At 74.2% G+C, this 25,198-nt stretch carries 23 protein-coding genes; 17 read left to right on the forward strand and 6 right to left on the reverse strand.

Features of this window, described 5'->3' with window-relative positions; all coding sequences use genetic code 11:
• Window positions 1-55: 55 nt before the first annotated feature.
• Window positions 56-1,420: an endo-1,4-beta-xylanase gene (locus OG989_RS21395; RefSeq protein WP_327028207.1), complete on the reverse strand. Its 1,365-nt coding sequence runs from the start codon at window positions 1,418-1,420 to the stop codon at window positions 56-58.
• Between the two features lie 555 nt (window positions 1,421-1,975).
• Here OG989_RS21395 and OG989_RS21400 point away from each other — a divergent pair.
• From OG989_RS21400 to OG989_RS21425, 6 genes are all read left to right on the forward strand, one after another.
• Entirely contained in the window at window positions 1,976-2,182 is a 207-nt protein-coding gene (locus tag OG989_RS21400) for a hypothetical protein (RefSeq protein ID WP_132239043.1), read from the forward strand.
• A 138-nt stretch (window positions 2,183-2,320) separates the two neighbouring features.
• Window positions 2,321-3,091, forward strand: coding sequence for a rod shape-determining protein (locus OG989_RS21405; RefSeq protein ID WP_327028208.1), 771 nt, complete (start codon window positions 2,321-2,323; stop codon window positions 3,089-3,091).
• Window positions 3,092-3,204: 113 nt separating this feature from the next.
• On the forward strand, window positions 3,205-3,471 hold the full coding sequence (locus tag OG989_RS21410) for a potassium transporter TrkA (RefSeq protein WP_151454595.1): 267 nt from the start codon (window positions 3,205-3,207) through the stop codon (window positions 3,469-3,471).
• Window positions 3,472-3,502: 31 nt separating this feature from the next.
• Window positions 3,503-4,720, forward strand: coding sequence for a D-arabinono-1,4-lactone oxidase (locus OG989_RS21415; RefSeq protein WP_327028209.1), 1,218 nt, complete (start codon window positions 3,503-3,505; stop codon window positions 4,718-4,720).
• Window positions 4,717-5,094: a sensory rhodopsin transducer gene (locus tag OG989_RS21420; RefSeq protein ID WP_327028210.1), complete on the forward strand. Its 378-nt coding sequence runs from the start codon at window positions 4,717-4,719 to the stop codon at window positions 5,092-5,094. The genes OG989_RS21415 and OG989_RS21420 overlap by 4 nt, the downstream gene beginning before the upstream one ends.
• Window positions 5,095-5,128: 34 nt before the next feature.
• On the forward strand, window positions 5,129-6,256 hold the full coding sequence (locus OG989_RS21425) for an FUSC family protein (RefSeq protein WP_327028211.1): 1,128 nt from the start codon (window positions 5,129-5,131) through the stop codon (window positions 6,254-6,256).
• A gap of 3 nt (window positions 6,257-6,259) precedes the next feature.
• Here OG989_RS21425 and OG989_RS21430 read toward each other — a convergent pair whose 3' ends face one another.
• The 4 genes from OG989_RS21430 to OG989_RS21445 form a co-directional block, all read right to left on the reverse strand.
• Complete coding sequence (locus OG989_RS21430; RefSeq protein ID WP_327028212.1) at window positions 6,260-6,841, reverse strand: TetR/AcrR family transcriptional regulator; 582 nt, start codon at window positions 6,839-6,841, stop codon at window positions 6,260-6,262.
• 14 nt (window positions 6,842-6,855) lie between these two features.
• Entirely contained in the window at window positions 6,856-7,533 is a 678-nt protein-coding gene (locus tag OG989_RS21435; RefSeq protein ID WP_327028213.1) for an ABC transporter ATP-binding protein, read from the reverse strand.
• Window positions 7,530-8,657, reverse strand: a complete 1,128-nt coding sequence (locus OG989_RS21440) for an ABC transporter permease (protein ID WP_327031218.1) — start codon at window positions 8,655-8,657, stop codon at window positions 7,530-7,532. Before OG989_RS21440 ends, OG989_RS21435 begins: the two co-directional genes overlap by 4 nt.
• 103 nt (window positions 8,658-8,760) lie before the next feature.
• Window positions 8,761-9,876: a DUF4185 domain-containing protein gene (locus OG989_RS21445; protein ID WP_327028214.1), complete on the reverse strand. Its 1,116-nt coding sequence runs from the start codon at window positions 9,874-9,876 to the stop codon at window positions 8,761-8,763.
• A 309-nt stretch (window positions 9,877-10,185) separates the two neighbouring features.
• On the opposite strand from OG989_RS21445, the gene OG989_RS21450 reads away from it, so the two are divergent.
• The 3 genes from OG989_RS21450 to OG989_RS21460 all read left to right on the forward strand — a co-directional run bounded on the left by OG989_RS21450 (window position 10,186) and on the right by OG989_RS21460 (window position 13,950).
• Entirely contained in the window at window positions 10,186-12,177 is a 1,992-nt protein-coding gene (locus OG989_RS21450) for a SpoIIE family protein phosphatase (RefSeq protein ID WP_327028215.1), read from the forward strand.
• A gap of 124 nt (window positions 12,178-12,301) precedes the next feature.
• On the forward strand, window positions 12,302-12,652 hold the full coding sequence (locus OG989_RS21455) for a YciI family protein (protein WP_151454603.1): 351 nt from the start codon (window positions 12,302-12,304) through the stop codon (window positions 12,650-12,652).
• Between the two features lie 5 nt (window positions 12,653-12,657).
• Window positions 12,658-13,950, forward strand: a complete 1,293-nt coding sequence (locus tag OG989_RS21460; RefSeq protein ID WP_327028216.1) for an RNA polymerase sigma factor — start codon at window positions 12,658-12,660, stop codon at window positions 13,948-13,950.
• Window positions 13,951-14,037: 87 nt separating this feature from the next.
• Here OG989_RS21460 and OG989_RS21465 read toward each other — a convergent pair whose 3' ends face one another.
• Window positions 14,038-14,976, reverse strand: coding sequence for a MaoC/PaaZ C-terminal domain-containing protein (locus OG989_RS21465; protein WP_327028217.1), 939 nt, complete (start codon window positions 14,974-14,976; stop codon window positions 14,038-14,040).
• Window positions 14,977-15,192: 216 nt separating this feature from the next.
• Between OG989_RS21465 and OG989_RS21470 the strand changes: the two genes are divergently transcribed.
• The 8 genes from OG989_RS21470 to OG989_RS21505 are packed head-to-tail and all read left to right on the forward strand — an operon-like array spanning window position 15,193 to window position 25,191.
• The gene (locus OG989_RS21470) at window positions 15,193-16,113 is read left to right on the forward strand and encodes an ABC transporter substrate-binding protein (RefSeq protein ID WP_225852184.1); all 921 of its coding nucleotides are present in this window, start codon (window positions 15,193-15,195) and stop codon (window positions 16,111-16,113) included.
• Window positions 16,110-16,994 carry an ABC transporter ATP-binding protein gene (locus OG989_RS21475; protein WP_327028218.1) on the forward strand — a complete coding sequence of 295 codons (885 nt, stop codon included), beginning with the start codon at window positions 16,110-16,112 and terminating at the stop codon, window positions 16,992-16,994. Before OG989_RS21470 ends, OG989_RS21475 begins: the two co-directional genes overlap by 4 nt.
• On the forward strand, window positions 16,991-17,818 hold the full coding sequence (locus OG989_RS21480) for an ABC transporter permease (protein ID WP_151454607.1): 828 nt from the start codon (window positions 16,991-16,993) through the stop codon (window positions 17,816-17,818). Before OG989_RS21475 ends, OG989_RS21480 begins: the two co-directional genes overlap by 4 nt.
• Before the next feature lie 50 nt (window positions 17,819-17,868).
• Window positions 17,869-19,878, forward strand: coding sequence for a hydantoinase/oxoprolinase family protein (locus tag OG989_RS21485; RefSeq protein ID WP_327028219.1), 2,010 nt, complete (start codon window positions 17,869-17,871; stop codon window positions 19,876-19,878).
• A gap of 3 nt (window positions 19,879-19,881) precedes the next feature.
• Entirely contained in the window at window positions 19,882-21,459 is a 1,578-nt protein-coding gene (locus tag OG989_RS21490; protein ID WP_327028220.1) for a class I adenylate-forming enzyme family protein, read from the forward strand.
• Complete coding sequence (gene purB, locus OG989_RS21495; RefSeq protein WP_327028221.1) at window positions 21,459-22,817, forward strand: adenylosuccinate lyase; 1,359 nt, start codon at window positions 21,459-21,461, stop codon at window positions 22,815-22,817. Before OG989_RS21490 ends, purB begins: the two co-directional genes overlap by 1 nt.
• On the forward strand, window positions 22,814-23,575 hold the full coding sequence (locus tag OG989_RS21500; RefSeq protein WP_327028222.1) for an enoyl-CoA hydratase/isomerase family protein: 762 nt from the start codon (window positions 22,814-22,816) through the stop codon (window positions 23,573-23,575). Before purB ends, OG989_RS21500 begins: the two co-directional genes overlap by 4 nt.
• Window positions 23,572-25,191 carry a thiamine pyrophosphate-binding protein gene (locus OG989_RS21505; protein WP_327028223.1) on the forward strand — a complete coding sequence of 540 codons (1,620 nt, stop codon included), beginning with the start codon at window positions 23,572-23,574 and terminating at the stop codon, window positions 25,189-25,191. The genes OG989_RS21500 and OG989_RS21505 overlap by 4 nt, the downstream gene beginning before the upstream one ends.
• The last annotated feature ends 7 nt before the right edge of the window (window positions 25,192-25,198 follow it).

Consider the following 25,198-nt stretch of genomic DNA (forward strand, 5'->3'; position numbering starts at 1 on the left):
GGCCCCGGGGCGGCGCGGTGGGCGCCGTCCCCGGGGCCGTCCGGTCGCCCGACGGTCAGGAGGCGGTGCAGGAGCGCACCTGGGGGCGCGTCCAGTTGCCGTTGGCCATCGTGGTGAACCCGAAGACGTTGCCGCTGCCGTTGGAGCGCATCGTCATGACGTTCCCGCTGCCGTCCCAGCTCGGGGTGCCGTTCCAGGTGGCGGAGACCTTCTGCGGGGGCGTCACCTCGACGACCACGGTCCAGTTGGTGGCGCCGCTGACCGTGACGTCGCTGTTGAACCGGTCGCCCCACCGGGTGCCGTCGCGCAGGGTGGCGGTGCAGCTTCCACCCGGCGGCGGGGTGGTCGGGCCGGTCGTCGGCGGCGGCGTGGTCGGCGGGGGAGTGCCGTTGTTCAGGGCGGCGAGGACAGCGTCGTACGCGGGCTTGCGGTTGCCGTTGTTGTCGAACAGCAGCGGCGTGTCGGAGGCCCGCCAGGAGTCGCTGTCCCGGATGCCCCACACGGTGATGCCGGTGCACCGGGAGACCGCGAGGCAGTCGTTGACCACGTTGCGGTACGTGGTGGGCGAGGCCCCGGCGATGTCCAGCTCGGTGATCTGCACGTCGACGCCGAGCGCCGCGAAGCTGGACAGCGTGGTGCGGTAGTTGCCCGGGTAGGGCGAGCCGCTGTTGAAGTGCGACTGGAGGCCCACGCAGTCGATGGGCACGCCGCGCTGCTTGAAGTCGCGGACCATCGCGTAGACGGCCTGGGTCTTCGCGTGGCTCCAGTCGTCCGTGTTGTAGTCGTTGTAGCAGAGTTTGGCGCCGGGGTCGGCGGCCCGGGCGGCCCGGAACGCCGCCTCGATCCAGTCGTTGCCGGTGCGCTGGAGGTTCGAGTCGCGCCGGGCCCCGCTGCCGCCGTCGGCGAACGCCTCGTTGACCACGTCCCAGGCCACGACCTGACCCCGGAAGTGGGTGGCCACCTGGGTGACGTGGTTGAGCATCGCCTGGCGCAGCGCGCTGCCGCTCATGTTCTGCATCCAGCCGGGTTGCTGCGAGTGCCAGGCCAGGGTGTGGCCCCGCACGCTCATGCCCCGGCTGCGGGCGTGGCTGACGATCCGGTCCGCGTTGCCGAAGGTGAACTGCCCCTGCTGCGGCTCGGTGGCGTCGATCTTCATCTCGTTCTCGGGCGTCACCGAGTTGAACTCGCGGTTCAGGATCGTGACGTAGGTGTTGTCGCTGAGCTTGTTGGCGGCGACGGCCGCGCCGAAGTAGCGACCGCGCTCCGCCGCCGACGCGCCCAGCGTGGTCCCGGCGCTCGCCGCGCCGGGCAGGACCGTGGCGCCGGTCGCCGCGAGCAGTCCCACGGCGGCGACGACGATGGCCGCGCGCGCCCGCGAACGCGATCTCGACCGGGTGTCCCGGGGGTGCCTCTCGGTCATTCCTGCTCCTTCCGGGGCCGGTCCGCACCGTCGGGGGGACGGACCGGTGTGGTGGGGGTGTGCCGGATCAGGGCCGCCCGGCGGGCTGCGGCGCACGGGCCGCGGACCCGCCGTCATCGACCCTGATGGATGTGGAGTATGGCAGCGCGGCGCGCGGCCGAGCAAGAATTTCCGGAAAAGTTTCGGTAGTCTCCGAGCCTGTCGCGTCGGTCGATTGGTGGCACACGGCAGGTCAGCGGTCGGCCGGGAAGGGAGGCGGGCACGGCTGTTGATCTCAATGCTGCCGGGATGAGTGTCCGCCGGTCGGATTTTCCGGTACACCTCCGTAACGCGTCAGAGGTCGCGCCTGGCCAGGCCGCCCATCTGCACCGGCGTGCACCCGCCGCGGCCGGCGCGACGTCGGCGAACGGCATCAAACCGATCGCGTACGACCCCGCACGCCGTACGCCCAGCCCGTCATCAGCGGCGGGACGAGGTTGCCGAGCCCGCGGGCGGCGCCGACCACCGCGCGCAGGCGGCCACCCGGTCCGCACGACGCCCGGCTATGGTGGGGACATGCAGGATCGGCACGGCCTCCGCCGCGCCGGCAAGCGGGTCTCGCTGCCGGCGCTGCTGATGCTGACCGTGCTGCTCATGGTGCTCTCCGCGGCCCGGTCCGTCGGGCTGTGCATCGTCTTCCGGAGCACGCGGCGGGCCATTCCCGGCTGCGTGCCCGCCTGGTCGGCCGACCGCGCTCCGCCCGGGCTGACGTTCGCCGTCTGAAGCCCGTCCGCCTCCCCGCGTCCCGCGACGCGGGCCCGTGGCTTGGAGCACCATGCCGACCCCGCATCACGATCGATCCACCCTGCCCCGGTCCGTCGGCGACGGACCCCGGGTCACGCCCGCCCCACGACGGGGGCGATGAGCATGCTGGCCCCCGGCGCATACGCCCGCCTCGGTCTGCGGCATCCCGTCGCCCTCGACCTGGGCACCTCCACGGTGCGACTGTGGACGCCGGTCTCCGGCACGGTGGTCACCGAGCCCGCCGTCGTCGCGTGCACGTCGTCCGGCGCCCAGGCCGTCGGACGTGCCGCCATCGCCCTGCGGGACACCGGTGACGCGAATCTGCTGTGGCCGGTACGCCACGGCGTGGTGGCCGACTTCTTCGGCTGCGTACACCTGTTGCGGGTGCTGGCCGCGGCGAGCGGACGGCCGGGTGACGACGTCTCCCCGGTCGTGGTCGGCGTGCCGGCCACCGCCACCCTGCGGCAGAAGGACCTCCTGGTCGCGGCGGTCCGCCACGCGTTCGGCGGGCGGGTCGCCACGGTGGAGGAACCGCTGGCCGCCGCCCTGGCCTGCCGGGCCGACCTCGACCGCGACGACGTGGTCGCCGTCGACATCGGACACGGCCGGACCGAGATCGCGCACATCGCCGATCGCGCGGTCGAGGCGGTCGAGCGCGTCGACGCGCCCGACCCTTTCGACCGGGTGTCGCTGATCGCCGCCGCGGTCCGACGCGTGGGCGCCCGGCCGGCGTTCCCGGGGCGACGCCGGCTGCTGATCACCGGCGGCGGGGCGGTACACCCCGAACTCGGGGCCCGGCTGGCCGCGCTGACCGGCCGGGTCGTCACGATGCCCGCCGATCCGCACCTGGCCACGCTCGCCGGCCTGCGCCTGCTGCTCACCGGCTGACCACAGGCGGTGCCGCACGGCACCGTCGTGACGACGGTGCCGTGCGGCCCTCCGCCGCCAACCGGCCGCCCACCGGGCCGGGACCGACCTTCCCCGCACACCTGGAGCCTTCGATGGACGTCGAGCTGACCCCCCTGCCCGGTATCGGGCTGCGCCGCATGTTCACCACCGACGCGGGAGTGCGCGTCGGGGTGGTGACCCACCACGTCGGCGGCCGGCGTGAGCTGGTCTACCCCGACGGCGACGACCCCGACGCCACCCGCAGCATCACCCTCACCCACGACGAGGCCGTCGTGCTCGCCGGACTGCTGGGCCTGCTCGACGTCCTCGACGTCACCGGGCCCGGCGCCCTCACGACTACCCCACCCGGCGGCGGGTAAGCCGCCGGACCGGACGCGGGGGGGAGGGGACGTGGGACGCAAGTTCGTGAACTGGTCCGGCAGCCTGTCGTTCACCCCCGCCGAGTACGCCGAGCCCGCCGACGAGGACGAGGTGCGGGCGCTGGTGCGGCGGGCCCGCGAAACCGGCACGACGCTGCGGCCGGTGGGCTCCGGGCACTCGTCCAGCCCGCTGGTGCGCACCGACGGGATCCTCGCCAGCCTCGACCGGCTCGCCGGGGTGATCGCCGACGACGACGGGCTCGCCACCGTCCGCGCCGGCACCAAACTCAAGGCCCTCGGGGAGGGCCTGTACGACGCGGGGCTGGCGATGGACAACCTCGGGGACGTGGACTACCAGTCGATCGCCGGCGCGACCGCCACCGGCACCCACGGCACCGGCCTGGGCTTCGGCAACCTCTCCACCCAGGTCGCCGGCGTCCGGCTGGTCACCGGAACCGGCGACACGGTGGACGTCAGCGCGGACCACCACCCGGAGCTCCTGCCGGCGGCCCGGCTCTCCCTGGGCGCCCTCGGCGTCCTCACCCGGGTCACGCTGGCCGTGCAACCCCGCTACCAGCTGCACCGCCGGTCCTGGTGCGCGCCCGTCGCCTGGACCCTGGAGCACCTGGCCGAGTTGCAGCACACCAACCGCAACATGGACTTCTACTGGTATCCCCGCAACGACCTGACCCAGGTCCGGGTCATGAACCGGGTCGACCAGACGCCGGACGAGCGGGTGTGGCACGCGCCGCGGGTACCGGGCTCGGCGGCCGTGGACGAGCCCCGCGAGGTCCACGTGGCCCCCACCCACCGGGCCATCCCCCGCCACCGGGAGCTGCGGTTCGAGGAGATCGAGTACATGCTGCCGGTGGAGGCGTTGCCGGCCTGCTTCGCTGAGGTGCGGCGGCGCATCAGGCAGCGGCACCGCCGGGTCGCCGGCTGGCGGGTGCTGGTGCGCAGCATCGCCGCCGACGACATCTGGCTCAGCAACGCCTACGGCCGGCCGACCGCGACCATCGCCTGCCTGCAGAACACCACCCTGCCGTACGAGGAGTACTTCCGGGACATGGAGGCGGTCTTCCGGCAGTACGGCGGCCGGCCGCACTGGGGCAAGAAGCACTGGCTGACCGCCCGCGAGCTGCGTCCGCTCTATCCCCGCTGGGACGACTTCCAGGCGTTGCGGCGCCGACTGGACCCGGACGGGGTGTTCCTCACCCCGGACCTGGCCCGGCTGCTGGAGGAGGCGTGACGGCACAGCTCGGTGCCCGCACGTGGGTCGTCCCCGGCGGGCACGTGCCGTTCCCCGGCCACGGTCCCGAACCGCAGTTCACCAGCTTCGACCAGCTCTGCGTGCTCAACGCCACCGACCAGGACACCGAGGTCAGCCTGGACGTCTACTACGAGGACGCCGAGCCCGTCGGGCCGTACCGGATCCTGGTCGGGGCGCGACGGATCCGGCACATGCGGGTCAACGACCTGATCGATCCGGAGGCGGTCCGCCTCGACCGTCCCTACGGCTGCCTGCTGCGCTCGCCGGTGCCGGTGGTGGTGCAGTTCCTGCGCCAGGACACCCGGCTGCCCGGGGTCGTCGCGCTGACCGGCGTCATGGCCCACCCCGCCTGACGTTCGGGGCCGGGCGGGCAGGGTAACCCCGGCCATGCGCATCGTGGGGGACGCGGCGGCGGCGGAGTCGGACTCCCGGCTGCGCCGCACCGGCCGGGAGACCTACCGGCGCCTGCAGTCGTACCTCCTCCTCGCGGTGCAGGCCGGTCTGGCCGCGGCCCTGGCCTGGGTGACGGCCCGCGAGGTGCTGGGCAACCAGGACCCGACCTTCGCCCCGGCCGCCGCGGTCGGTGTGATCGCCGCGGCCATCGGCAACCGCACCCGCCGCACCGTCGAGCTGATCGCCGGGGTGGTGCTCGGCATCGCCGTCGGCGACGTGCTGATCGGCCTGCTGGGCACCGGGCCGTGGCAGACCGGCGTCATCGTCTTCCTGGCGATCGCCGTGGCGGTGCTGGTCCGCGGCGGCGGAGCCCTCATGACCCAGGCCGGCGGTACGGGCGTGCTGGTGGCCACCCTCACCCCGAACAACCCCGACCTGGAGCTGCCCCGGACCGTCAACGCTCTGGTCGGCGGGCTGATCGGCCTGCTGGTCGTGCTCGTCATCGTCCCGCTGCATCCGCTGCGGACCGTGCGCCGCGTGGCCGACTCCGCGCTGGACCTCTTCGCCCGCCAGCTGACCGCGTCGGCGGAGGCGCTGGCCCGCGGCGACGCCCGCGCGGCGGAGGAGGTGCTCGACCGGATGCGCGCCGCAGAGCCCGAACTCGACCGGCTCAGCGAAGCCGTCGAGGCCGCCGAGGAGGTCACCAGGTTCTCGCCGCTGCGCTGGCGCCGCCGCCGGGCGCTGCGGGCGTACCGGCACGGCGTGGAGCACATGGAACGGGCCTTCCGCAACAGCCGCACCCTCGTGCGCCGGATCGGCACCGCCCTGCGCGACGACGAGCCGGTGCCGCCCGGCCTGCCCGCCGCCGTCGAGCGCTACGGCGAGGCCGTCCGGATGCTGCACCGCGAGTTCCTGGCCGCCCGGGAACCCGTCGGTGCGCGCGAGCGGGTGCTGGCGGCGGTGCGGGAGGCCGGCGAGGCGTGCCGTCAGGACATGGGGTTCTCGGGCACCATCGTCGTGTCCCAGCTGCGGACCATCGCCAACGACCTGCTGCGCGCCACGGGCGTCCCCCGCGACGAGGCGCGTCGGCTGGTGCGCCGGGCCGCCGCCGGACATCCGTGACGCTCAGCCCTGCTGTCGCAGGTAGGGGCCCAGGAGATCCCGGGTGAGGGCGAGCACGGCGGCTTCCGAGGTGCCGTTCTCGATCATCTGTGAGGACGCGTAGACCACCGCCTGGATCAGCTCCGCCGCGGCGGCCGGGTCGCTCGCGCCGTGCTCGGCCAGGGCCGCCACCAGCGGCGTACGCAACTGGTCGTGCAGGACGCGGCTCTCCTCGGCGAGGACGGCGCCCGGCACGCTGGCGGCGAGCCCACGCATGACCGCGTGCTCCCCCTGGGCGACGAGGCGCAGGTTGGCCTCGACGTAGGCCAGCACCCGCCCGCCGGGGTCGGTGGCCAGGTCCATCTGCTGCGTGACGTATGCCGACCACTCCGGGAACATGTCGGCGATGACGGCGTTGAGCAGGTCCTCCCGCGACTTGAAGTACTGGTAGACGCTGGGGCGCGCCAGGCCTGTCCGCTTGCCCACCTCGGCCAGGCTCGGCGCCTGCGCCCCGCTCTCCGCGAGGATCTCCCGGGCCGCCGCCAGGATCGCCCGCCGCTGCCGGGCCCGGTGCTCGGCCACCGTGGGCGCCTGGATCTTCGGCACGGGAACCCCCATCGTCACGGCACGGGCATCAGTCGCCCGTCGATCATCTCGTACACCGTCGTGCAGTGGCGCAGCACGTCGTGGTCGTGGGTGACCATGACGGTGGCGACGTCGTTCTCCTTGGTCTCGCGGGCGAGCAGCTCCACCACCTCGTGACTGCGGGCACGGTCGAGGGCGGCGGTCGGCTCGTCCACCAAGAGTAGTCGCGGCCGGTTGACCAGGGCACGGGCGATGCCGACACGTTGCCGTTCGCCACCCGAGAGCTGGTGCGGTCGGCGGTTCGCCTTGTGGGCCATCCCGACCTCGTCGAGCAGGGCCGTCGCCTCGCGCGCCCGGGAGCCGTGACCGCCGAAGCGGGCCGGCAGCCGCAGCTGGTCCACGGCGGTCAACGCGGGAATGAGGTTGCCGGACTGGAACACGAAGCCGACGAACTCCCGGCGCAGCGCGGCCCGCGCCCGTGCGCTCGGCACGGTCATGTCCCGCCCGCCGAGGGTGACCGAACCCGACGTCGGGACGGTCAGCCCGCCGGCCACCGCGAGCAGGCTGGACTTGCCGGCGCCCGAGGGGCCGACGACCGCGACGAACTGCCCGGGGGCAACGGTCAGGTCGACGCCGTCCAAGGCCGGTACGGTGTCGTCGCCATCGCCGAAGCGAAGGGTCACACCGCGCATGACCAGGCCGGTGTCGGTCATCGGTTCGCTCCCAGTGCGGTCAGCGGATCCACTGCGGCGATCCGGACGATGGCCACGGCCGCTCCGAGCAGGCCGAGGACGAGCAGGAGGAGGGCGGCCACCGCGATCGCCGGCGCGCTGAGCGCGAACGGGATGCCGCTGCCGACCAGGCTGCCGGCCGCCGTGCCGACCGCGACGCCCGCGCCGACGGCGAGCAGCAACAACGCGAGGGCCTGGACCAGCCCGTCGCGCAGCAGGTACGCCGTCGGAGCGCCCATGGCCCGCAGCACGGCGATCTCCGCACGGCGCTGGATGGTCCACACCGTGAAGAAGGCGCCGACCACCAGCGCCGAGATGGCGTAGAGGAACCACTCGATCAGCCGCAGGGTCGACGTCTCGGCGGTGTAGCCGGGCGAGGCGCCGTACGACTGGGTGCGGGACAGGCTCTCGGTGCCGGCGGCCCGGTCACCAGCCGCCAGGTCGACCTCGGCACCGTTGGCGGCCCGCACCGCCACGGCGGTGATCTCCTCGTAGGTGCCGCCCGGTACGGGTTCGCCGGGGCGGACGCCGGCCTTGATCTCCTGCCAGATCCGCAGCGGTAGGTAGGCCACGTCGACGTGACCGAACGTGTGCTGCTCGGCCATGGTGCCCACCACCGTGAGCCGGGTGCCGATCCGGTCGACGGTGACCGTGTCGCCCACCCGCAGCCCGGCCTCGATGGCGGTCCGGCTCACCACGATGCCGTTCGCGGCGTCCAACCGGGCGCCCTCGGCCACGGGCGGGGCGAGGAACGAGTCGGTGGGCACGCCGAACAACGCGAGGTCGATCTCCACGCCCGAGTCGCTGCGGGCGTTGACCAGCGCGTTGCCGAAGGGCGCCGCGTCGGCAACGCGTGGTTGCGCCCGCCACGTGTCCACCGCGGAGACGTCGATGACGCTGCGGGAGAACGCCGAATCGTGCTGCACCCCGTCGGCGAAGGCGAAGGAGGTCGCCGGGATGCGCTGGAGCCCCGACACGCCGTCGTTCACCAGGCCCGTGGAGAGCCCGGACAGCAGCACCACCAGCACCGCGATGAGCGCGACGACGGCCCCCATCAGGCCGAACCGGGCCTTGGCGAACCGCAGTTCGCGTACCGCTAGGAACATGCCCACCACCGGGGGCGCAATTTTACCGACTGCATGTTGGCATCGTACCAACACGCTGTCGGTATCCTTCCCGGCGCCGTCGGTCGGTCGGGGCGGCCTCTGGCTACGCCGATCCGACGAACTGGCTGACGTGGTAGGCGGTGCTGCGGTTGTCGGGCGTCCTGGTCCACTTCGAGACCATGAGGTGCAGGTCGTTGGCCCGCCGGCTGGACCACGGGTGGATGAAGCCGCCGTAGAGGCCCGGTTCCTGCCAGGAGGTGACCTGGATCCGCTCGGCCGTCCAGACCCGGTCCGGCCCGTCCGCCGTGCGCGTGACGATGCACCCGGTGGCGCAGTTCAGGTACGACATCACCCAGGTGCCGTCGGCCAGCCGCCGCACCGAGGGCTCGCCGAAGCGGCCGGTGAGGATGGGCGTGCACGGGCGGCCCCAGCCCCAGTTGCTGCCGTTCCAACCCCAGCCCTCGTACGACTCGGGGGAGAACAGCCGGTCCCAGCGGACCCGGCGCAGCATCATCGGCCCGTGCTGGCGCCCGGCGCGCACCGAGAAGACGTACACCCAGTCCCCGTCGCGCTGCATCGTCCACATCTGGAACGGGTCGGTGTTGGTGCCGTCGTTCCACCACTTCAGCGGCGTACGGATGAAGTCGTTGCCGTTGTCGCTGTAGGCCAGCCCGGCGTAGCGCGAGCGCCAGTGCGGCCCGGCCGGGCCGGCGGAGTTCCAGTTCTCGATGCTCATGTACGACACGAGCTGCCGGCCGGTCTCGGGAAAGGCGATGCCGTCGTTGGGGATGACCGTCACCTCCCAGAGGCCGTCGATGCCGATGCCGTGGTGGCCGTTGTGCATCAGCTCCGGGGCCCGGCCGTTGCCCGCGACGCGGGCGGCGCTGTCGAAGACGATCCCGCCGGCTGCGCCGGGGTGCACGGCGGAGCGCAGCATCACCGGCGAGCGCCAGTCGTTGGGCACCGGCGGGCCCTCGGGCCACGGGGTGTCGAACGTGTCGCCGAACAGGTAGCCGATCGAGCCGTTCTCCAGCACGTACGGTATGCCCAGGTCCGTGCCCGCGACGCGCCACCGGTGGTTGGTGTCCAGGTCGGCGCCGGTCAGGCGCTTCTTCCAGGCGGCGGCCCGGGCCGTGCCGGGGGCGAGGACCGGCGCGACGGCCGTGGCCAGGCCGGCCGCGGCGACCGTGCCGAGCAGCGAGCGGCGGGTGATCGTCATGACCGTCCTTGTGGCGAGGGGGTTGCGGACGTGGGGGAACGGACCGGCCGCGCCGGCCACATCGAACTATCGATGTCGATGTAGGGCTGGAACCTACGGCCAACCGGCCGGCGTGGTCAAGGACCGCCGGTGCGCGCCCCGAGGTCACCTCGCGGGCCGGCGGCGGGGCCTGGTACCCGGCTCGCCGACGCGCTCACCGCGGCGGGCCGCCCCCGGATCCTCGACGGCGTGGACGCACGCGACGGATTGGACGGGCGGGCGCGGGCATGACAGGGTGCTGCTGGTGGGCACGGGTGAGGGTGGGCGTCGGTGACCGCTCCGCATGCACGCTGGTCCTCCGGTGACCCGCAGGCGGTGCTCGACGGGTTCGAGCAGCTGCCCGGATTCGTGTGGATCTTCGAGGGGCCCGAGCTGCGGGTGGTGGCCGCGAACCCGGCGGTGCGCGCCGCCGTCGGCAACCGCAGCGGCCTGATCGGTGAGCCCTTCCGTCGGGCGGTGCCGGAACTCGCCGGCCAGCACATCTTCGAACTGCTCGACCAGGCCCTGCACGGCATCCGCTCGCACGGCTACGAGCAGCGCGTCCTGACCGACCGCAACGGCGACGGCACGCTGACCGAGGCCTTCTACACGTTCGACATGGCGCCGTGGCGCAACCCGGACGGCTCGGTGCGCGGGGTGATCGTGCAGGCCGTCGACGCCACCCCCGTGGTGGCCGCCCGGCAGGCCGCCGAGACCGCCGCCGCCACCGCGGAGCGGCGCTACCGTCAGGCCGCCGGTCTGGTCCTGGAACTGCAACGCAGCCTCCTGCCCGACGTGCTGCCCGTCCTGCCGCACGTGCAGGTCGCCGCCCACTACCTGGTCGCGAGCAGCGACCTCGTCGCTGGCGGGGACTGGTTCGACGTGGTTCCCCTGCCCGACGGGCGGCTCGCGCTGACCGTCGGCGACGTCGTCGGGCACGGCGCCACGGCGGCGGCGGCCATGGGTCAGCTCCGTACGGTCGCCCGGCAGGCGTTGCAGTCGGGCGGCGGCCTGCCGCAGGTGCTGGCGGTCCTGGACGACTTCGCGGGCCGCGCCGACGTGACCCGGGCGGCCACCACCTGCCTCGCGGTACTCGATCCCGACACGGGGACGCTCGAAGCGGCCAGCCACGGACACCCCGCGCCGCTGGTGATCGGCGCCACCGGCGAGGCCCGGTACCTGCCCCTGACGCCCACGGGACCACTGGGCACCGGAGCGGACCCCGCCCCGGTGCAGACCCACCAGCTACGGGCCGACGACGTCCTGCTGCTCTACACCGACGGCCTGATCGAACGCCCCCGGCAGAGCCTGCACGACGGCGCCCGCATCCTGGCCGACGCCGCGGCGGCCGCCCGGCGGGCGATACTCGACGCGGCCACGACCGTCCCGCAGCGGCTGCCCGACCGGATCTGCACCCTGGTCACGGAACGGCTCGCCCTCGCCGGCGGCGGCTTCGGCGACGACACCACGCTCCTCGCCGCCCACCTCCTGCCGCAGCCCCTCGCACCGCTGCACGTGACCCTGCCCGCCGACAGGACGGCGCTGCGCCCGATGCGCCGGCACCTGAGCGACTGGCTCGTCCGGATCGGGGCCGGCGAACTCGACGCGAGCGACCTCGTCCACGCCGCGGGGGAGGCCGTCACCAACGCCGTCGACCACGCCTATCCGAGCGGTACGCCGGGGACGTTCACGCTGCACGGCACGCTGGACCACCAGGGCGTCGTGCACGTCACCTGCGCCGACCAGGGGCGGTGGCGCCCACCGGTCGCCGACCCGGGCGGTCGCGGCCGTGGGCTGACGATGATCCGCGGGCTCGTCGACCGCGCGGAGGTCAGCCACACCGAGGCCGGCACCACCGTCAGCATGCACCACCACATCGGCCAGGCCACCAACGTCACCACCGTGGCCGCCGCCCAGGCGGCCGGCCCCCACAAGCAGGCCGCCGTCGTCGAGGAGTTCACGGCCGCCGTCATCGAGGCGCCGACGGGCCGGGTGCTGCGCGTGCAGGGGCCGGTGGACCTGGTCACCGGCCCCCGGCTGCGCGCCGCGATCATGCAGGCCAGCCGCGGCGGCAGCCTCCCGCTCACCATCGACCTCACCCCGGTCACCCACCTGAGCAGCACCGGCGTACGGGTGCTGCACGAGGTCGCCCGGATCGTCGCGCACCTGCGCGTCACCGCCACCCCGCAGAGCCCCGCCCACGCCGTGCTGGAACTGACCGGGCTGGGTCACCTCCTGCCGGAGGCCCCCGCGAACGGCAGGGACGACGGGTTCCACCGGTAGCCCGAGCCGAACCGGGAAAGAATCTTCGGGCGGGCTGTCCAATCGGCCGTCCCCCGTCCGTAGTGATGTCGTACGGCGTCGCCCGGTACGGCAGCGGCGACGCGACACTGAGGGGAGTCGGATCATGAAGTACATGTTGCTCATCAACGCGAGTGCGGTCGACGAGGACGGCGGGGCCGCCGGCTGCGACGTCAGCGACTGGATGGCGTACGACAAGCAGGTGCGCGAGGCGGGGATCCTGGTCTCCGGCGAGTCGCTGGCGGACCTGGTCACCGCCACCACCGTCCGGGTCGGCGAGGACGGCAGGCGGACCGTCACGGACGGGCCGTTCGCCGAGACCCGCGAGATCCTCGGCGGCTTCTACGTGATCGACGTGCCGGACCTCGACGTCGCGCTCGACTGGGCGGCGCGCTGCCCCGGCGCGCGCGGGAACGGCGCCGTCGTGGTCCGGCCGGTCGCCGAGTTCGGGGGCTGAGCGCGGTGGGCGGAGCGCCCGCCGACACCGGGGGGACGGACGAGGCGCCGGCGGCGGTCGTGGAGGCCGTGTTCCGTGAGGAACGCGGCCGGCTGCTGGCGGCCCTCGTCCGCCGCTTCGGCGACCTGGACCTGGCCGAGGAGGTCACCTCCGAGGCCGTCGAGGCGGCGCTGACCCGGTGGCCGGTCGACGGCGTTCCGCCCAGGCCCGGCGCCTGGCTGATGACCACCGCGCGCCGCCGGGCGGTCGACCGGCTGCGCCGGGACCAGGCCCTCGCCGCGCGGCTGGCGATCCTCCAGGCGGAGGCGGACCGGGCGGAGCCCGCCCCCGCCCCGATGCCGGGTGGTGAGCTGCCGGACGAGCGGTTGCAGCTCTTCTTCACCTGCGCGCACCCGGCGCTCGCGGCCGAGGACCACGGGGCGCTGACGCTGCGCTACCTGGCGGGCCTGACCACACCCGAGGTGGCCCGCGCCTTCCTGGTGCCGACGGCGACGATGGCCAAGCGGATCACCCGGGCGAAGAAGAAGATCCACGAGGCCCGGATCCCGTTCCGCGTGCCCGGCGCGCAGGAGCTGCCGCAGCGGCTGCCGGGCGTGCTCCAGGCGGTGTATTCGATCTTCACGGAGGGGTACGCGGCCAGCGAGGGCCCGCGCCTGCAGCGGCTCGACCTCGCCGAGGAGGCCATCCGGCTGGCCCGGATCCTGCGCCGGCTGCTGCCCGCCGGCCGGGAGGTCGCCGGGCTGCTCGCGCTCATGCTGCTGATCCACGCCCGCCGCGACGCCCGCACCGGCCCGGACGACGAGCTGGTGCTGCTCGACGAGCAGGACCGTGGTCGCTGGGACCGCCGCATGATCGCCGAGGGCCTCGACCTGGTGCCCGTCGCGCTGGCCGGCGGCCCGCCCGGCCCGTACGGCGTGCAGGCCGCGATCGCCGCCCTGCACGTCGAGGCGGCGGACCTCGCCACCACCGACTGGCCGCAGATCGTCGCGCTCTACGACGTGCTGCTCGCCCTCGCGCCGTCCCCGGTCGTCGCGCTGAACCGGGCGGCGGCGGTGGCGATGCGCGACGGCCCGGAGGCGGGACTGGCGCTGCTGGACGAGCTGGCCGACGAGCCGCTGCTGCGGGGCCACCACCCCTACCCGGCCGCCCGGGCCGACCTGCTGCACTGCCTCGGCCGGCACGCCGACGCCGCCGAGGCGTACCGGGAGGCGCTCGGCCTGGCGGGCACCGAACCCGAACGCGCCCTGCTGCGCCGCAGGCTGGACGCGATCGAGCGGCTCCGCGCGCCGGGCACGTGACGGCGTGACCGCCGACCGCGGCCGGGCGGCCCCGTAGGACCCGCTCCGCCGTGTCGGGGCGCTACCGGAGGACGGACAGGCGGGTGGTCACCGGGCGGAGACCGCCAGCACGCCCCGGTCCAGGACGACCCGTCCGGTCCCGTCGGTGGCGCGGAAGACCACGCCGTACGGGCGCCGCCAGGCGTGCACCGTCAGGGTGTCGCCCGGGTGCAGCGGGGCGGCGAAGCGGACGCGGACGTGCCGGACGCGGGTCGGGTCGTCACCGACGAGGGGCAGCAGGAGCCGGCCGGCGAAGCCGAAGGTGCACAGGCCGTGCAGGATCGGACGGGGCAGCCCGGCCCGACCGGCGACCGCCGGATCGGAGTGCAGCGGGTTGCGGTCCCCGCTGAGCCGGTAGAGCAGCGCCTGGTCCGGGCGGACGGTGGCGACGATCCGGTGCTCGGGTGGGTCGGCCGGCGGCTGCCAGCGGGCGGGCCGGGCGCGACGCCCGCCGAATCCGCCGGCCCCGATGACGTACATGGCCCGGCGTACGGTGCCGACGAGCGTGCCCGCCGGGTCGTGGAGCCGGGAGACGTGCTCGACCAGGGCACCGCTGCCCTGGTCGTGCAGGGCGGTCACGGCGGCGGTGGTGTGCACCTGCCCGCCCGGTGACAGCGGGCGGAACAGGGTCAGCGCCTCCTCCGCGTGCCGGATCGCGGTGAGTTCGCCCAGGGGCGGCGGGTCGGCGGCCAGCACGCTGGCGAAGGTCGGCAGCACCCGCTGCGGGTGGCCGCTGGAGTTTTCGGTGGTGAAGCGGAGCTCCGCCGCCGGGTCGCGTTGTCCCGCGCCGACCCCGAGGGCGTAGAGGATCGTCTCGGTCGGGGTCCACGCCCGCTCCAGCGAGGTGCGCAGTCCGACGAGCGCCGGCGCGACAAGCCGGCCGCCGCCAGCGGATCCTTGGCTACGCAGAGTGGTCAACTCGGTCGCTTCGGCGGTGGGCGGCGGCTGCGTCCGGGCGGCATGGGCCCGTTTGTCCTGCGTGTTCATCGGACTCCCGGTTTGTGGTCGCGGGTTCGACCCGTCGGCTGGCGATGATCGACGGCTACTGTCTGTTGCAGGAAGGTGAGGCCGAATCTCTTGACTGCGCCCACCGTCCGGCAGTAGCGTCCCATATTAAGCAACGGTAACCATAATATGAGCCGCTAGGTATCTGGGGTAGCCATGAGAATGCGAGCATTGCGAGCTGCGGTAGCAGCCCTGCTGGTGACCGCCGCCGTTGCGGCATGCGCGGAGAACCAGACCCCGACCGAGTCCGGTGGCGGCGAGGCGGCCCCGTCGGCGGCGGTCAACTTCGGCGTCGGCGTCGACCCGGCGTACTCCCCGATCTACCTCGCCGACCAGGAGAAGTTGTTCGGGGCCAACGGCCTGAACGTCACCGTCACCCAGTTCCAGGAGGGCACCGGCGGCCTCGACGCGATCCTGGCCAAGCAGGGCCAGTTCACGGCCAGCACCGAGTCGAGCCTGCTGAACCGTGCCACCCGGGGTGACATCAAGGGTCTGGCCGTCTTCTCGCAGTCGCCCAGCTTCATCAAGCTCGTGGCGCGCTCCGGCGTCAACGACGTGTCGGGCATCAAGAAGTACGGCGTCGTCCCCGGCACCGTCAACGAGTACGCCACCAACAAGGTCCTCGCGGCGCGCGGCATCAGCCGGGAGTCCGTCGAGTTCGTCAACGCCTCGCCCGCCGAGATGCCGGCCCTGCTGCAACGCGGCGACGTGGACGGCTACATCATGTGGGAGCCGTGGCCGTCGCGCGGCGTCGCCAACGGCGGCAAGGTCCTGCTGACCAGCGGCGACATCGGCTACGTCTACAACCTGGTGATCGGGGTCGACGGCGCCTGGTACGAGGCCAACAAGGAGACCGCCAAGAAGGTCGTCCAGACCATCGGCCAGGCGTGCGAGCAGCTCACGAAGGACCCGGCCAAGGCGGGCACGGTCACCGAGAAGGCCATCAAGGTGCCGGCGAAGGAGGCCCAGACGCTGCTGGAGGGCGTCCAGTGCCAGGTCCGCGACTTCACCGACGACGACCTCAAGCGCTACGGCGAGATCGCCCAGTTCCAGCAGGACAGCAAGATCGTCACCCAGAAGGCGGACCCGGCGACCGTCATGGTCAAGGGGGTGGCGTGACAGTCGACGGCACCGCACCCGCCACGACCTTCGCCGGCCGACCCGCCAGCCGCGCCGGCTCCCCGATCCGTATCAGCGACGTCGACATCCGCTTCGGCGAGTTCGTCGCCGTCAGCGGCGCGAGCCTCGACATCGCCGCCGGTGAACTCGTCTGCCTACTCGGCCCGAGTGGCTGCGGCAAGTCCACGCTGCTCAACGCGGTCGCCGGCTTCGTCCGGCCGGCGGCCGGCGAGGTGACCTGCGGCGGCGAGCCCGTGACCGGGCCCGACGTGTCGCGGGGCGTGGTCTTCCAGAGCGCCGAGGCGCTGTTCCCCTGGCTGACCGTACGCCAGAACGTCGCCTTCGGGCCGCAGATGCGCGGCGTGCCGAAGGCCCAGCGCGAGGCGGTCGTCGAGCGGTACCTGGCGATGGTCGGCCTCGCGCACAGCGCCGAGCGGTTCCCCGAGCAGCTCTCCGGCGGCATGCGCCAGCGGGCCCAGCTCGCCCGGGTCCTGGCCAACGACCCCTCGGTCGTGCTGATGGACGAGCCGTTCGGGGCGCTGGACGCCCAGACCCGGCTCGTGATGCAGGTCGAACTCGACCGGATCTGGCGCGAGACCGGCGCCACGATCATCTTCGTCACCCACGACATCGGCGAGGCGATCCTGCTCGGCGACCGGATCGTCACGATGACCGCGGGACCGTCGGCGGCCATCAAGAAGGACTACCGCTGCGACCTGCCCCGCCCCCGCGACCTGACCGACCCGGCCTGCGCGGCGCTCTTCCGGGAGCTGCGCGAGGACATCGGCGCCGAGGTGGCCCGGACGCTGCGCGCCCAGGGGCTCGACGACGGCCACGACGGGCGGCCCGGCGCGGGCGACGACCGGACGGAGGGGCGATGACAGTCGAGGCACCCACCGTTCCCGACCGCACCAGGGCGTCGGCGTCGGCCGGCCCCCGCCGCAACCGCTGGCCCCGGCTGACCCGCATCGGGCTGTCGGTCCTGTCGGTGCTGCTCGGCGTCCTGATCTGGGACCTGGTCAGCCGCAACTACACGGCCTTCTTCCTGCCCTCGCCGCGGCTCACCCTCGACGGCGCGGTCGAACTCGTCCGCGACGGGACCCTGTGGGACTCGGTCAGCGCGTCCTCGACCCGCATCCTCACCGGCTGGCTGCTCGGCGTGCTCGTCGGCGTGCCGATGGGTCTGCTGATGGGCTGCATCCCCTGGCTGCGGCTGATGCTCGACCCGTACATCCAGTTCTTCCGCTTCGTGCCGCCGATCGCCTTCGTCACCCTGGCCATCATCTGGCTCGGGCCGGGGGAGGCGTCGAAGGTGGCGCTGATCTTCTACACCACCGTCTTCATCGTCGCCCTCAACACCCTGGCCGGGGTGCTGTCGGTCAACGAGATCCGGATGCGGGCGGCCCGCGCGCTCGGCGCCGGCCCCGTACGCAGCCTCGTCTCGGTCGTGCTGCCGTCGACGGTGCCGCACGTGGTCACCGGGGCCCGGCTGGCGATGGGCAACTCGTTCCTGACGATCGTCTCCGCCGAGATCGTCGCCGCCCAGAGCGGCCTGGGATCGCTGATCTGGACGGCACGGAACTACGCCAAGACGGAATGGGTCTTCGTGGGCATCATCGCCCTGGGCCTGCTCGGCTACCTCTTCGACTGGATCCTGCGTCTGGTCACGGGACGGACCCTGCGCCGCTACGGCGTGAACTTCTAGCGGCCCGACCCGTCGCCGACGCCATCCACCCCCTATCCGAAAGGCTCGCCATGCTCTGCATCGGCGTCGACATCGGTGGCACCTTCACCGACGTCATCGTCTACGAGCCGGCCACCGCCCGGCTCGCCGAGGCCAAGACCCTCTCCACCCCGCACGATCCGGCGGCGGCGATCTTCGAGGGCCTCGCCAAGCTCGGTGTCAGCCTGGACACGGTCGACCGCTTCGTGCACGGCACCACCCGGGTGACCAACGCGTTGCTCGAAGGCTCCGGCGAGCCGGTGTCGGTCCTGGCCACCGAGGGCTTCCGGGACGTGCTGGAGATGGGCCTCGGGCACCGGCCCCGCCTCTACAGCGTCAAGGAGAGCGGCCGGCCGCCGCTCGTCGCGCGCCGGCACCGGCACGTGCTGCGCGAACGCATCGGCGCCGACGGCAGCGTCGTCCGGCCGCTGGACACCGACGAACTGGACGAGGCCCTCGACCGGGTGGCCGCCGCCGGTCCCCGGGCGGTGGCGGTCTGCCTGCTGCACTCGTACCGCAATCCCGCCCACGAGCGGGCCGCGGCGCGGCGGCTGGCCGAGCGGTACCCCGACCTGGTCTGCACCGTCTCCTCCGACGTGGTGCCGGAGCAGGGCGAGTACGAGCGGTTCGCCACCACCGTGCTCAACGCCAGCGTGCGGGCGACCGTCGCCGACTACCTGCGCGGGCTCGGCGGCGCCCTCGCCGACGGCGGGTACGCCCACCCGCTGTCGATCATGACGAGCAGCGGCGGTGTCGTCTCCACCGAGGAGGCCGGGCGGCTGCCGATCAACCTCGCCCTCTCGGGGCCCGCCGGCGGGGTCGCGGCCACCGTGCACCTCGCCTCGCTCGCCGGCTATCCCAACGTCATCACCTGCGACATCGGCGGCACCAGCACGGACGTCTGCCTGATCAAGAACGGCGCGCCGTTGATGACCAACGACGGGAAGATCGCCGGCTACCCGAACCGCACCTTCCAGGTCGAGATCAACACGATCGGCGCCGGCGGCGGCTCGATCGCCTGGCGCGACCGGGGCGGGGAACTGCGGGTCGGGCCGCGCAGCGCCGGCTCGACCCCCGGCCCGGCCGCGTACGGCCGGGGCGGCACCGAGCCGACCACCACCGACGCGCACCTGCTCGTCGGCCACCTCGACCCGCAGGAGAGCCTGGGCGGGGAGGTGCCGCTCGACCCCGACGCGGCCCGCACCGCCCTGGCCGGGCTGGCCGGCACGTTCGGTCTCGACGAACTGGACCTGGCGCACGGCATCCTCACCCTCGCCACGGTCAAGATGACCAGCGCGATCAAGGAGATCTCCGTCGCCTGCGGGCACGACCCGCGCGACTTCGTGCTGATGCCCTTCGGCGGCGCCGGCCCGATGCACGCCACCGACCTCGCCGACGAACTCGGCATCCGTCGGGTCCTGGTTCCGCCGGTGCCGGGCAACTTCTCCGCGCTCGGCTTCGTCACCGCCCAGGCCCGCCACGACTACGTCCGTACCGTGCTGGTGCCGGCCGACGACGACGGCCTGGCGGCCGTCCGGGCGGCCCTGGCCGATCTGCGCGACGCCGCCCTGGCCCAGCTCAAGGCCGAGGACGACGTGGAGCCCGACCAGGTCAGCTTCGGCCTGTCGGTCGGCATGCGGTTCCGGGGCCAGAGCTTCGACCTCGCCGTCGCCCTGCCCGAGCTGCCGGCCACCGCCGACGAGCTGGTGGCGGCCTTCCACGCCGCCTACGCCGAGCGCTACGCCTACACCCGCTCCGACCACCCCGCCGAGATCGTCAACTGTCGGCTCACCGCGTTCGGGCCCCGCCCGGCCGTCCGCTTCGCCGCCCCGACCGGCGGCCCGGCGCAGCCCGGCAGGACCCGTCTCTACCGCCCGGGCGGCTGGGTCGAGGCGACCGTGTGGCGGCGCGCCGACCTGGGGCCGGGCTGTGCCGTCGTCGGTCCCGCCGTCGTACGCGAGAACGGCAGCACCACCGTCGTCGGCGGCGGATGGGCCGCCACGGTCGACGACCACGGAAACCTGCTGCTGACCAAGGAGTGATCCGTGATTCCGCCAGCCCTCGACCTCACTGTGCTGGAGCGCGCCGCGCGGCAGCCGGACCGCGCCCTGTACGTCTTCGACGATCCGGCCCGGCCGGTGACCACGGGGGAGTTCGCCGACCTCGCCGGCCGGGCCGCCGCCGTCCTGGCGGCCCAGGGCGTCGGCCGCGGCGACCGGATCGCGGTCTGGGCCGAGAACGGGCTGGCCTGGCTGGTGCTGCTGGCCGCCGCGGCCTGGCGGGGCGCCGCCCTGACCACCCTGCACCCCGGCCTCACCGGGCCCGAGCTGACCTCGGCGCTGGCCCGCAGCCGCCCCCGACGCCTCTACGCCGCCGAGCGGGTCCGCGACCGGCACGGCCCGTCCACCGTCACGCGGGTCCTGGCGGCGCTGCCGCCCGGCGAGCGCCCGGACGGCTGGCACGTCCTCGACGCGGACCTGGGACACGCGGGGCTGGCCCGGCTGCCCGGCTGGGACGGCCCGGTTCCCGCACCCGTGGGTGATCCCGACGCCGCCTGCAACATCCAGTTCACCTCGGGCTCCACCGGCCCGGCCAAGATGGTGTCGCTGAGCGCCGGCAACCTGCTGGCCAACGCGGCCTGGACGGCCGAGGCCGCGGGGCTGCGCGCCGACGACCGGATCGCCTCGCCGCTGCCCCTGGCCCACGCGGCGGGGCTCGGCAGCGGGGCGATGCTGGCGCTGGTGACGGGCGCGCTGTGGGTCTCCACCCGCCGGTTCCGCACCGAGCCGGTCCTCGACCAGATCCAGCGGCACGCGTGCACGGTGGTGCAGGCCGTGCCCACCATGGCGTCGATGCTCACCGACCGCGTCGAGCGGGACCCCGGCCGCTGGGACCTGTCGTCCCTGCGGGTTGGTTTCCTCGGCGGCGCCACGTGCACCCCGGCGCTGCTCACCCGCACCCGACGGGTGCTCGGCCTGGACCGGGTGGCGGTCGTCTACGGCCAGACCGAGGCCGGCCCGACGATCAGCCTGGACCCCGGCGACGGGACCTGCGGCGCGCCCGGTGACACCGTCGGCCGCGTCCTGCCGGCTCTTCAGGCCACCGTGGTCGACCCCGCCACCCGCGCCCCGCTGCCCGCCGGGCAGGTCGGGGAGCTGCTGGTACGCGGCAGGTCGGTCACCCGCGGCTACGCCGACGACCCGTTCACCACCGCCGCCACGATCACCAGCGACGGCTGGCTGCGCACCGGCGACCTGGGCGCGCTGACCGACGACCGGGTCCTCACCCTGGCCGGTCGGATCAAGGAACTGATCATCCGCGGCGGCGAGAACGTCCACCCCGCCGAGGTCGAGGCGGTGCTCGCCGACGACCCGGCCGTGGCCCGGGTGTGCGTCCTCGGCGTGCCGTCAGCCCGCTGGGGGGAGGAGATCGCGGCCCTGGTCGTGACCGTCCCCGGTGGGCACTGCGACGTCGACCGGCTCACCCGTACCGCCACCGAACGGCTGGCCCGGCACAAGGTGCCGACCCTGATCCGTACCGTCGCCGACCTGCCGCTGCTGCCGTCCGGGAAGGTCGACCGGCGGGCCGCCCGGGAACTGCTCGTCGCGGAGGGGGAACGCTGATGCAGCTCGGATCGTGCTTCCTGGACTCGCTGACCGTCACCAGCTTCTTCGGCAACGCCGAGATGCGCGGGGTCTTCAACGACCGGCAGCTCATGCAGTCCTGGCTCGACGTGGAGGCCGCCCTCGCCCGGGGCCAGGCGAAGCTGGGCATCATCCCGTCCGCCGCCGCGCAGGCGATCACCGAGGCGGCCCGCGTCGAGCGGCTCGACACGGCGGTGCTCGCCGCCGACGCCGCCGACACCGTGCACCCGCTGGTGCCGCTGGTGCGGGCGCTCACCGCCGCCTGCCCGGGCGACGCGGGTCGCTACGTCCACCTCGGCGCCACCACGCAGGACGTGATGGACACCGGGTTCGTCCTGCGGGCCCGCGACGGCCTGGACATCGTGCAGCGGCAGGTCGACGAGCTGGTCCGCGCGCTGCGGCGGCTCGCGCTGCGCCATCGGGCCACCCCGATGGCCGCCCGCACCCACGGGCAGCAGGCGCTGCCGACGACGTTCGGCCTGCGCTGCGCGGTGTGGCAGGACGAGCTGCAACGCCACCGCGTCCGGCTGCGGCAACTGCGCCAGCGGCTGCTGGTGACCAGCATGGGCGGCGCGGCCGGCACGATGGCCGGCTACGGCGCGCAGGCGTTCGCGCTGGAGCAGGCGGTCGCCGCCGACCTGGGGCTCGGCGTCGCCGACACCCCCTGGCACGCCACCCAGGACCGCTTCGCCGAGTGCCTGATGGTCTTCGGCCTCGTCGCGGCCAGCGCCGAGAAGCTGGCCCGGGAGGTCTACTTCCTCGGCCGCACCGAGGTCGGCGAGGCGTACGAGTCGCAGCGCTCCACCCAGGTCGGCAGCAGCACGATGCCCCACAAGCGCAACCCGATCCGCTGCGAGGCGGTGATCGCCGCCGCCGGCACCCTGCGGGCCCAGGTGCCCCTGGCGTTGCAGACCATGGTCGCCCAGGACGACCGGGACATGGGCGTCGGGATGACGCTGTGGAAGCTGCTGCCGGAGTGCTTCATCCTGCTCGGCGGCGCGATGCAGCGACTGGTCGACGTCTTCGGTGACCTCGGCGTCAACCCCGACCGGATGCGCGCCAACCTCGACCTCACCGGCGGGCTCGTGCTCTCCGAGGCGGTGATGCTGCGCCTGGCCGGTCCGCTCGGCCGGGAGCAGGCCCACCACCTGGTCATGCGGATCGTCCGCGACAGCCTCGATGCGGGCCGCCCGTTCGCGGAGACGTTGCGCGCCGACCCGCAGGTGGCCGCCGCCCTGCCCGCGACGGAACTCGCCGGCCTGCTGGACCCGCTGTCGTACGTCGGCCACGCCGCCGCGCTGGTCGACCGCGCCCTACTGAACTCGGAGTCGCCATGACCGCCGCACACCGTGCCGACGAATCCGTGCTGCTGCACCGCGACGGCCGACTGGCCCGGGTGACGCTGAACCGGCCCGCCCGGCGCAACAGCTTCGACCTGGCGATGCTCGCCCGCTTCGAGGACGTGCTGCACGAGCTGTCCCGCGACGACCGGACCGAGGTGGTCGTGCTGACCGGCGCCGGCACCGCGTTCTGCGCCGGCACCGACCTGCACGAGCTGGCCACCCTCGACGCCCGGGCCACGATGTCGGTGCAGCGCCGCACCGCCGAGCTGGTCGAACGCTGGTACCGGCTGGAGCAGAGCACCGTCGCGGCGTTCAACGGCCCGGCCATCGGCTCCGGGGCGGTGCTCGGCCTCGCCAGCGACCTGCGGGTGGCCGCCGACACCTGCTTCGCGACCTTCCCGGAGGTGGGCTTCGGCATCCCGCTGACCTGGAGCGGCATGGCGATCCTCGCCGACCTCGTCGGCGCCGACCTGGCCAAGCGCTGGCTGCTGCTCGGCGACCGGATCCCCGCCGACGAGCTGCGCGACCTGCGGCTGGTGACCGAGGTGGTGGAGCCGGGGCGGCTCGCCGACGCCGCGACCGGGATCGCCGAGCGGCTGCTGGCCACCTCCGCGGTCGGCCGGTCGATGACCAAGCGGGCCGCCCGCCTGGCCGGGCCCCGCTTCGAGGCGGCCGCCAACGACTCCTACCTTGGCGCGCTGAGCGTGGCGCTGCGCCCCGCCGGCGACTACCTCGCCCGGGACCCCCGGTGAGGGCCGGCGAGGCGATCGCCGACGCCATCGTGGCGCACGGGGTCGACACGATCTTCGGGCTGCTCGGGGACGCCAACATGTTCCTGGTCGCGGACCTGGTGCAGCGCCACGGCGTACGGTTCGTGGCCGCCCGCAACGAGAACGCCGCGGTGATGATGGCCGACGGCTGGGCCCGCGCCACCGGCCGGTGCGGGGTCGTCACCGTGACCCAGGGCCCCGGCCTGGCGGTCGCCGGCGCCGCGCTGACCATCGCCCGGCAGGCCGGCACGCCGCTGGTCCTGATCGCCGGCGACACCCCGCCCGGCGACCCGCTGCACGTGCAGAGCTTCCCGCAGCAGCCGTTCGCGCTGGCCACCGCCGGGGCGTTCGTGCCCGTGACGGCGCCGGCCACCGCCGCCCGCGACGTCGGCCTGGCGTTCCGGGCCGCCGCCGAACGGCCCGGCCCCGTCGTCCTCGACGTTCCCATCGACCTCCAGGACGAGCCGGTGCCGGCCGAGGCCGTGCCCGCGCCGGCCGTCGCCGCGTACCGGCCCGCCGCGCCGGCACCGACCGACGAGGCCGTCGCCGAGCTGGTCGGCCTGCTGGCCGCCGCCCACCGCCCGGTGCTGCTGGCCGGGCGGGGCGCCGAGGCGGCAGCGGAGGACGTACGCCGCCTCGCCGACCGCTGCGGCGCGGTGCTCGCCACCACCGTGCTGGCCGCCGGGCTCTTCGCCGGGCACCCGTACCACCTGGGGGTGGCCGGGGGACTGGCCCGCCCGCTGACCCGGCGAGTGCTGGCCGACGCGGACCTGGTGGTCACCTTCGGCGCCGGACTCAACCGGTGGACGGCCGACCACGGCGCGCTCTTTCCTGCGGCGCGGGTGGTCGCCGTCGACGCCGACACGCGGGCGTTGGGGGCGCGCTGGCCCGTCGACCTGGGGATCGTCGGGGACGCGGCGGTCACCGCGCGGGCTGTGACGGCCCGGCTCGACCCGGTCGAGCGCCCGGGCTGGCGCAGCCCCGCCCTGGCCGCGCAGATCGTGGCGGCCGACCCGTTCGACGGCATCGAGTTCGTCGAGGGGGCGGCGGGGATCGACCCCCGGGCGTTCATCCGGATCTGCGCCCGCCGGCTCCCGGTCCGGCGCACCACCGTGGTCGGGGTGGGGCAGTTCGGCGGCTGGCCCAACCTTCTGCTCGACTCGTCCGCCGTGGACCGCGCGTTCATCGCACCCTGGGAGTTCGGCAGCATCGGCGTCGGCCTGCCGTACGCCGTCGGGGCCGGCGTGGGCCGACCGGACCGGCCGGTGGTCGCCTTCGAGGGCGACGGCAGCCTGCTCACCGGCCTCGGGGAGCTGGACACCCTGGCCCGGGTCGGGGCGCCCGTGCTGCTGGTGGTCCTCGACGACGGCGGCTACGGCGCGGAGGTGCGCAAGTTCGGCCCGCGCGGGGTCGACCCGGCGCTGGCCCGGTTCCCGGCCCGGGACCTGGCCGCCGTGGCGCGCTCCCTGGGCGTACCGGCCTGGACGGTCACCGACCAGGCCGGCGCGGAGGCGGCGTTCGACGAGGTGCTGCCGGTGACCGGGCCGGGGGTGCTGCACGTGCGGGTCCTGCCCGAGGTCACGCAGGAGCGTTTCTGACGGTGCG

The organism is Micromonospora sp. NBC_01740 (assembly GCF_035920365.1).
Lineage (GTDB): Bacteria > Actinomycetota > Actinomycetes > Mycobacteriales > Micromonosporaceae > Micromonospora > Micromonospora reichwaldensis.

Coding starts and splice junctions, on each gene's coding strand:
- OG989_RS21445 (WP_327028214.1), bottom strand. CDS start 9,876: ATGACGATCACCCGCCGCTCGCTGCTCGGCACGGTCGCCGCGGCCGGC.
- OG989_RS21405 (WP_327028208.1), top strand. CDS start 2,321: ATGAGCATGCTGGCCCCCGGCGCATACGCCCGCCTCGGTCTGCGGCAT.
- OG989_RS21485 (WP_327028219.1), top strand. CDS start 17,869: ATGCTCTGCATCGGCGTCGACATCGGTGGCACCTTCACCGACGTCATC.
- OG989_RS21425 (WP_327028211.1), top strand. CDS start 5,129: ATGCGCATCGTGGGGGACGCGGCGGCGGCGGAGTCGGACTCCCGGCTG.
- OG989_RS21435 (WP_327028213.1), bottom strand. CDS start 7,533: ATGACCGACACCGGCCTGGTCATGCGCGGTGTGACCCTTCGCTTCGGC.
- OG989_RS21440 (WP_327031218.1), bottom strand. CDS start 8,657: ATGTTCCTAGCGGTACGCGAACTGCGGTTCGCCAAGGCCCGGTTCGGC.
- OG989_RS21465 (WP_327028217.1), bottom strand. CDS start 14,976: ATGAACACGCAGGACAAACGGGCCCATGCCGCCCGGACGCAGCCGCCG.
- OG989_RS21400 (WP_132239043.1), top strand. CDS start 1,976: ATGCAGGATCGGCACGGCCTCCGCCGCGCCGGCAAGCGGGTCTCGCTG.
- OG989_RS21480 (WP_151454607.1), top strand. CDS start 16,991: ATGACAGTCGAGGCACCCACCGTTCCCGACCGCACCAGGGCGTCGGCG.
- purB (WP_327028221.1), top strand. CDS start 21,459: ATGCAGCTCGGATCGTGCTTCCTGGACTCGCTGACCGTCACCAGCTTC.
- OG989_RS21395 (WP_327028207.1), bottom strand. CDS start 1,420: ATGACCGAGAGGCACCCCCGGGACACCCGGTCGAGATCGCGTTCGCGG.
- OG989_RS21500 (WP_327028222.1), top strand. CDS start 22,814: ATGACCGCCGCACACCGTGCCGACGAATCCGTGCTGCTGCACCGCGAC.
- OG989_RS21410 (WP_151454595.1), top strand. CDS start 3,205: ATGGACGTCGAGCTGACCCCCCTGCCCGGTATCGGGCTGCGCCGCATG.
- OG989_RS21455 (WP_151454603.1), top strand. CDS start 12,302: ATGAAGTACATGTTGCTCATCAACGCGAGTGCGGTCGACGAGGACGGC.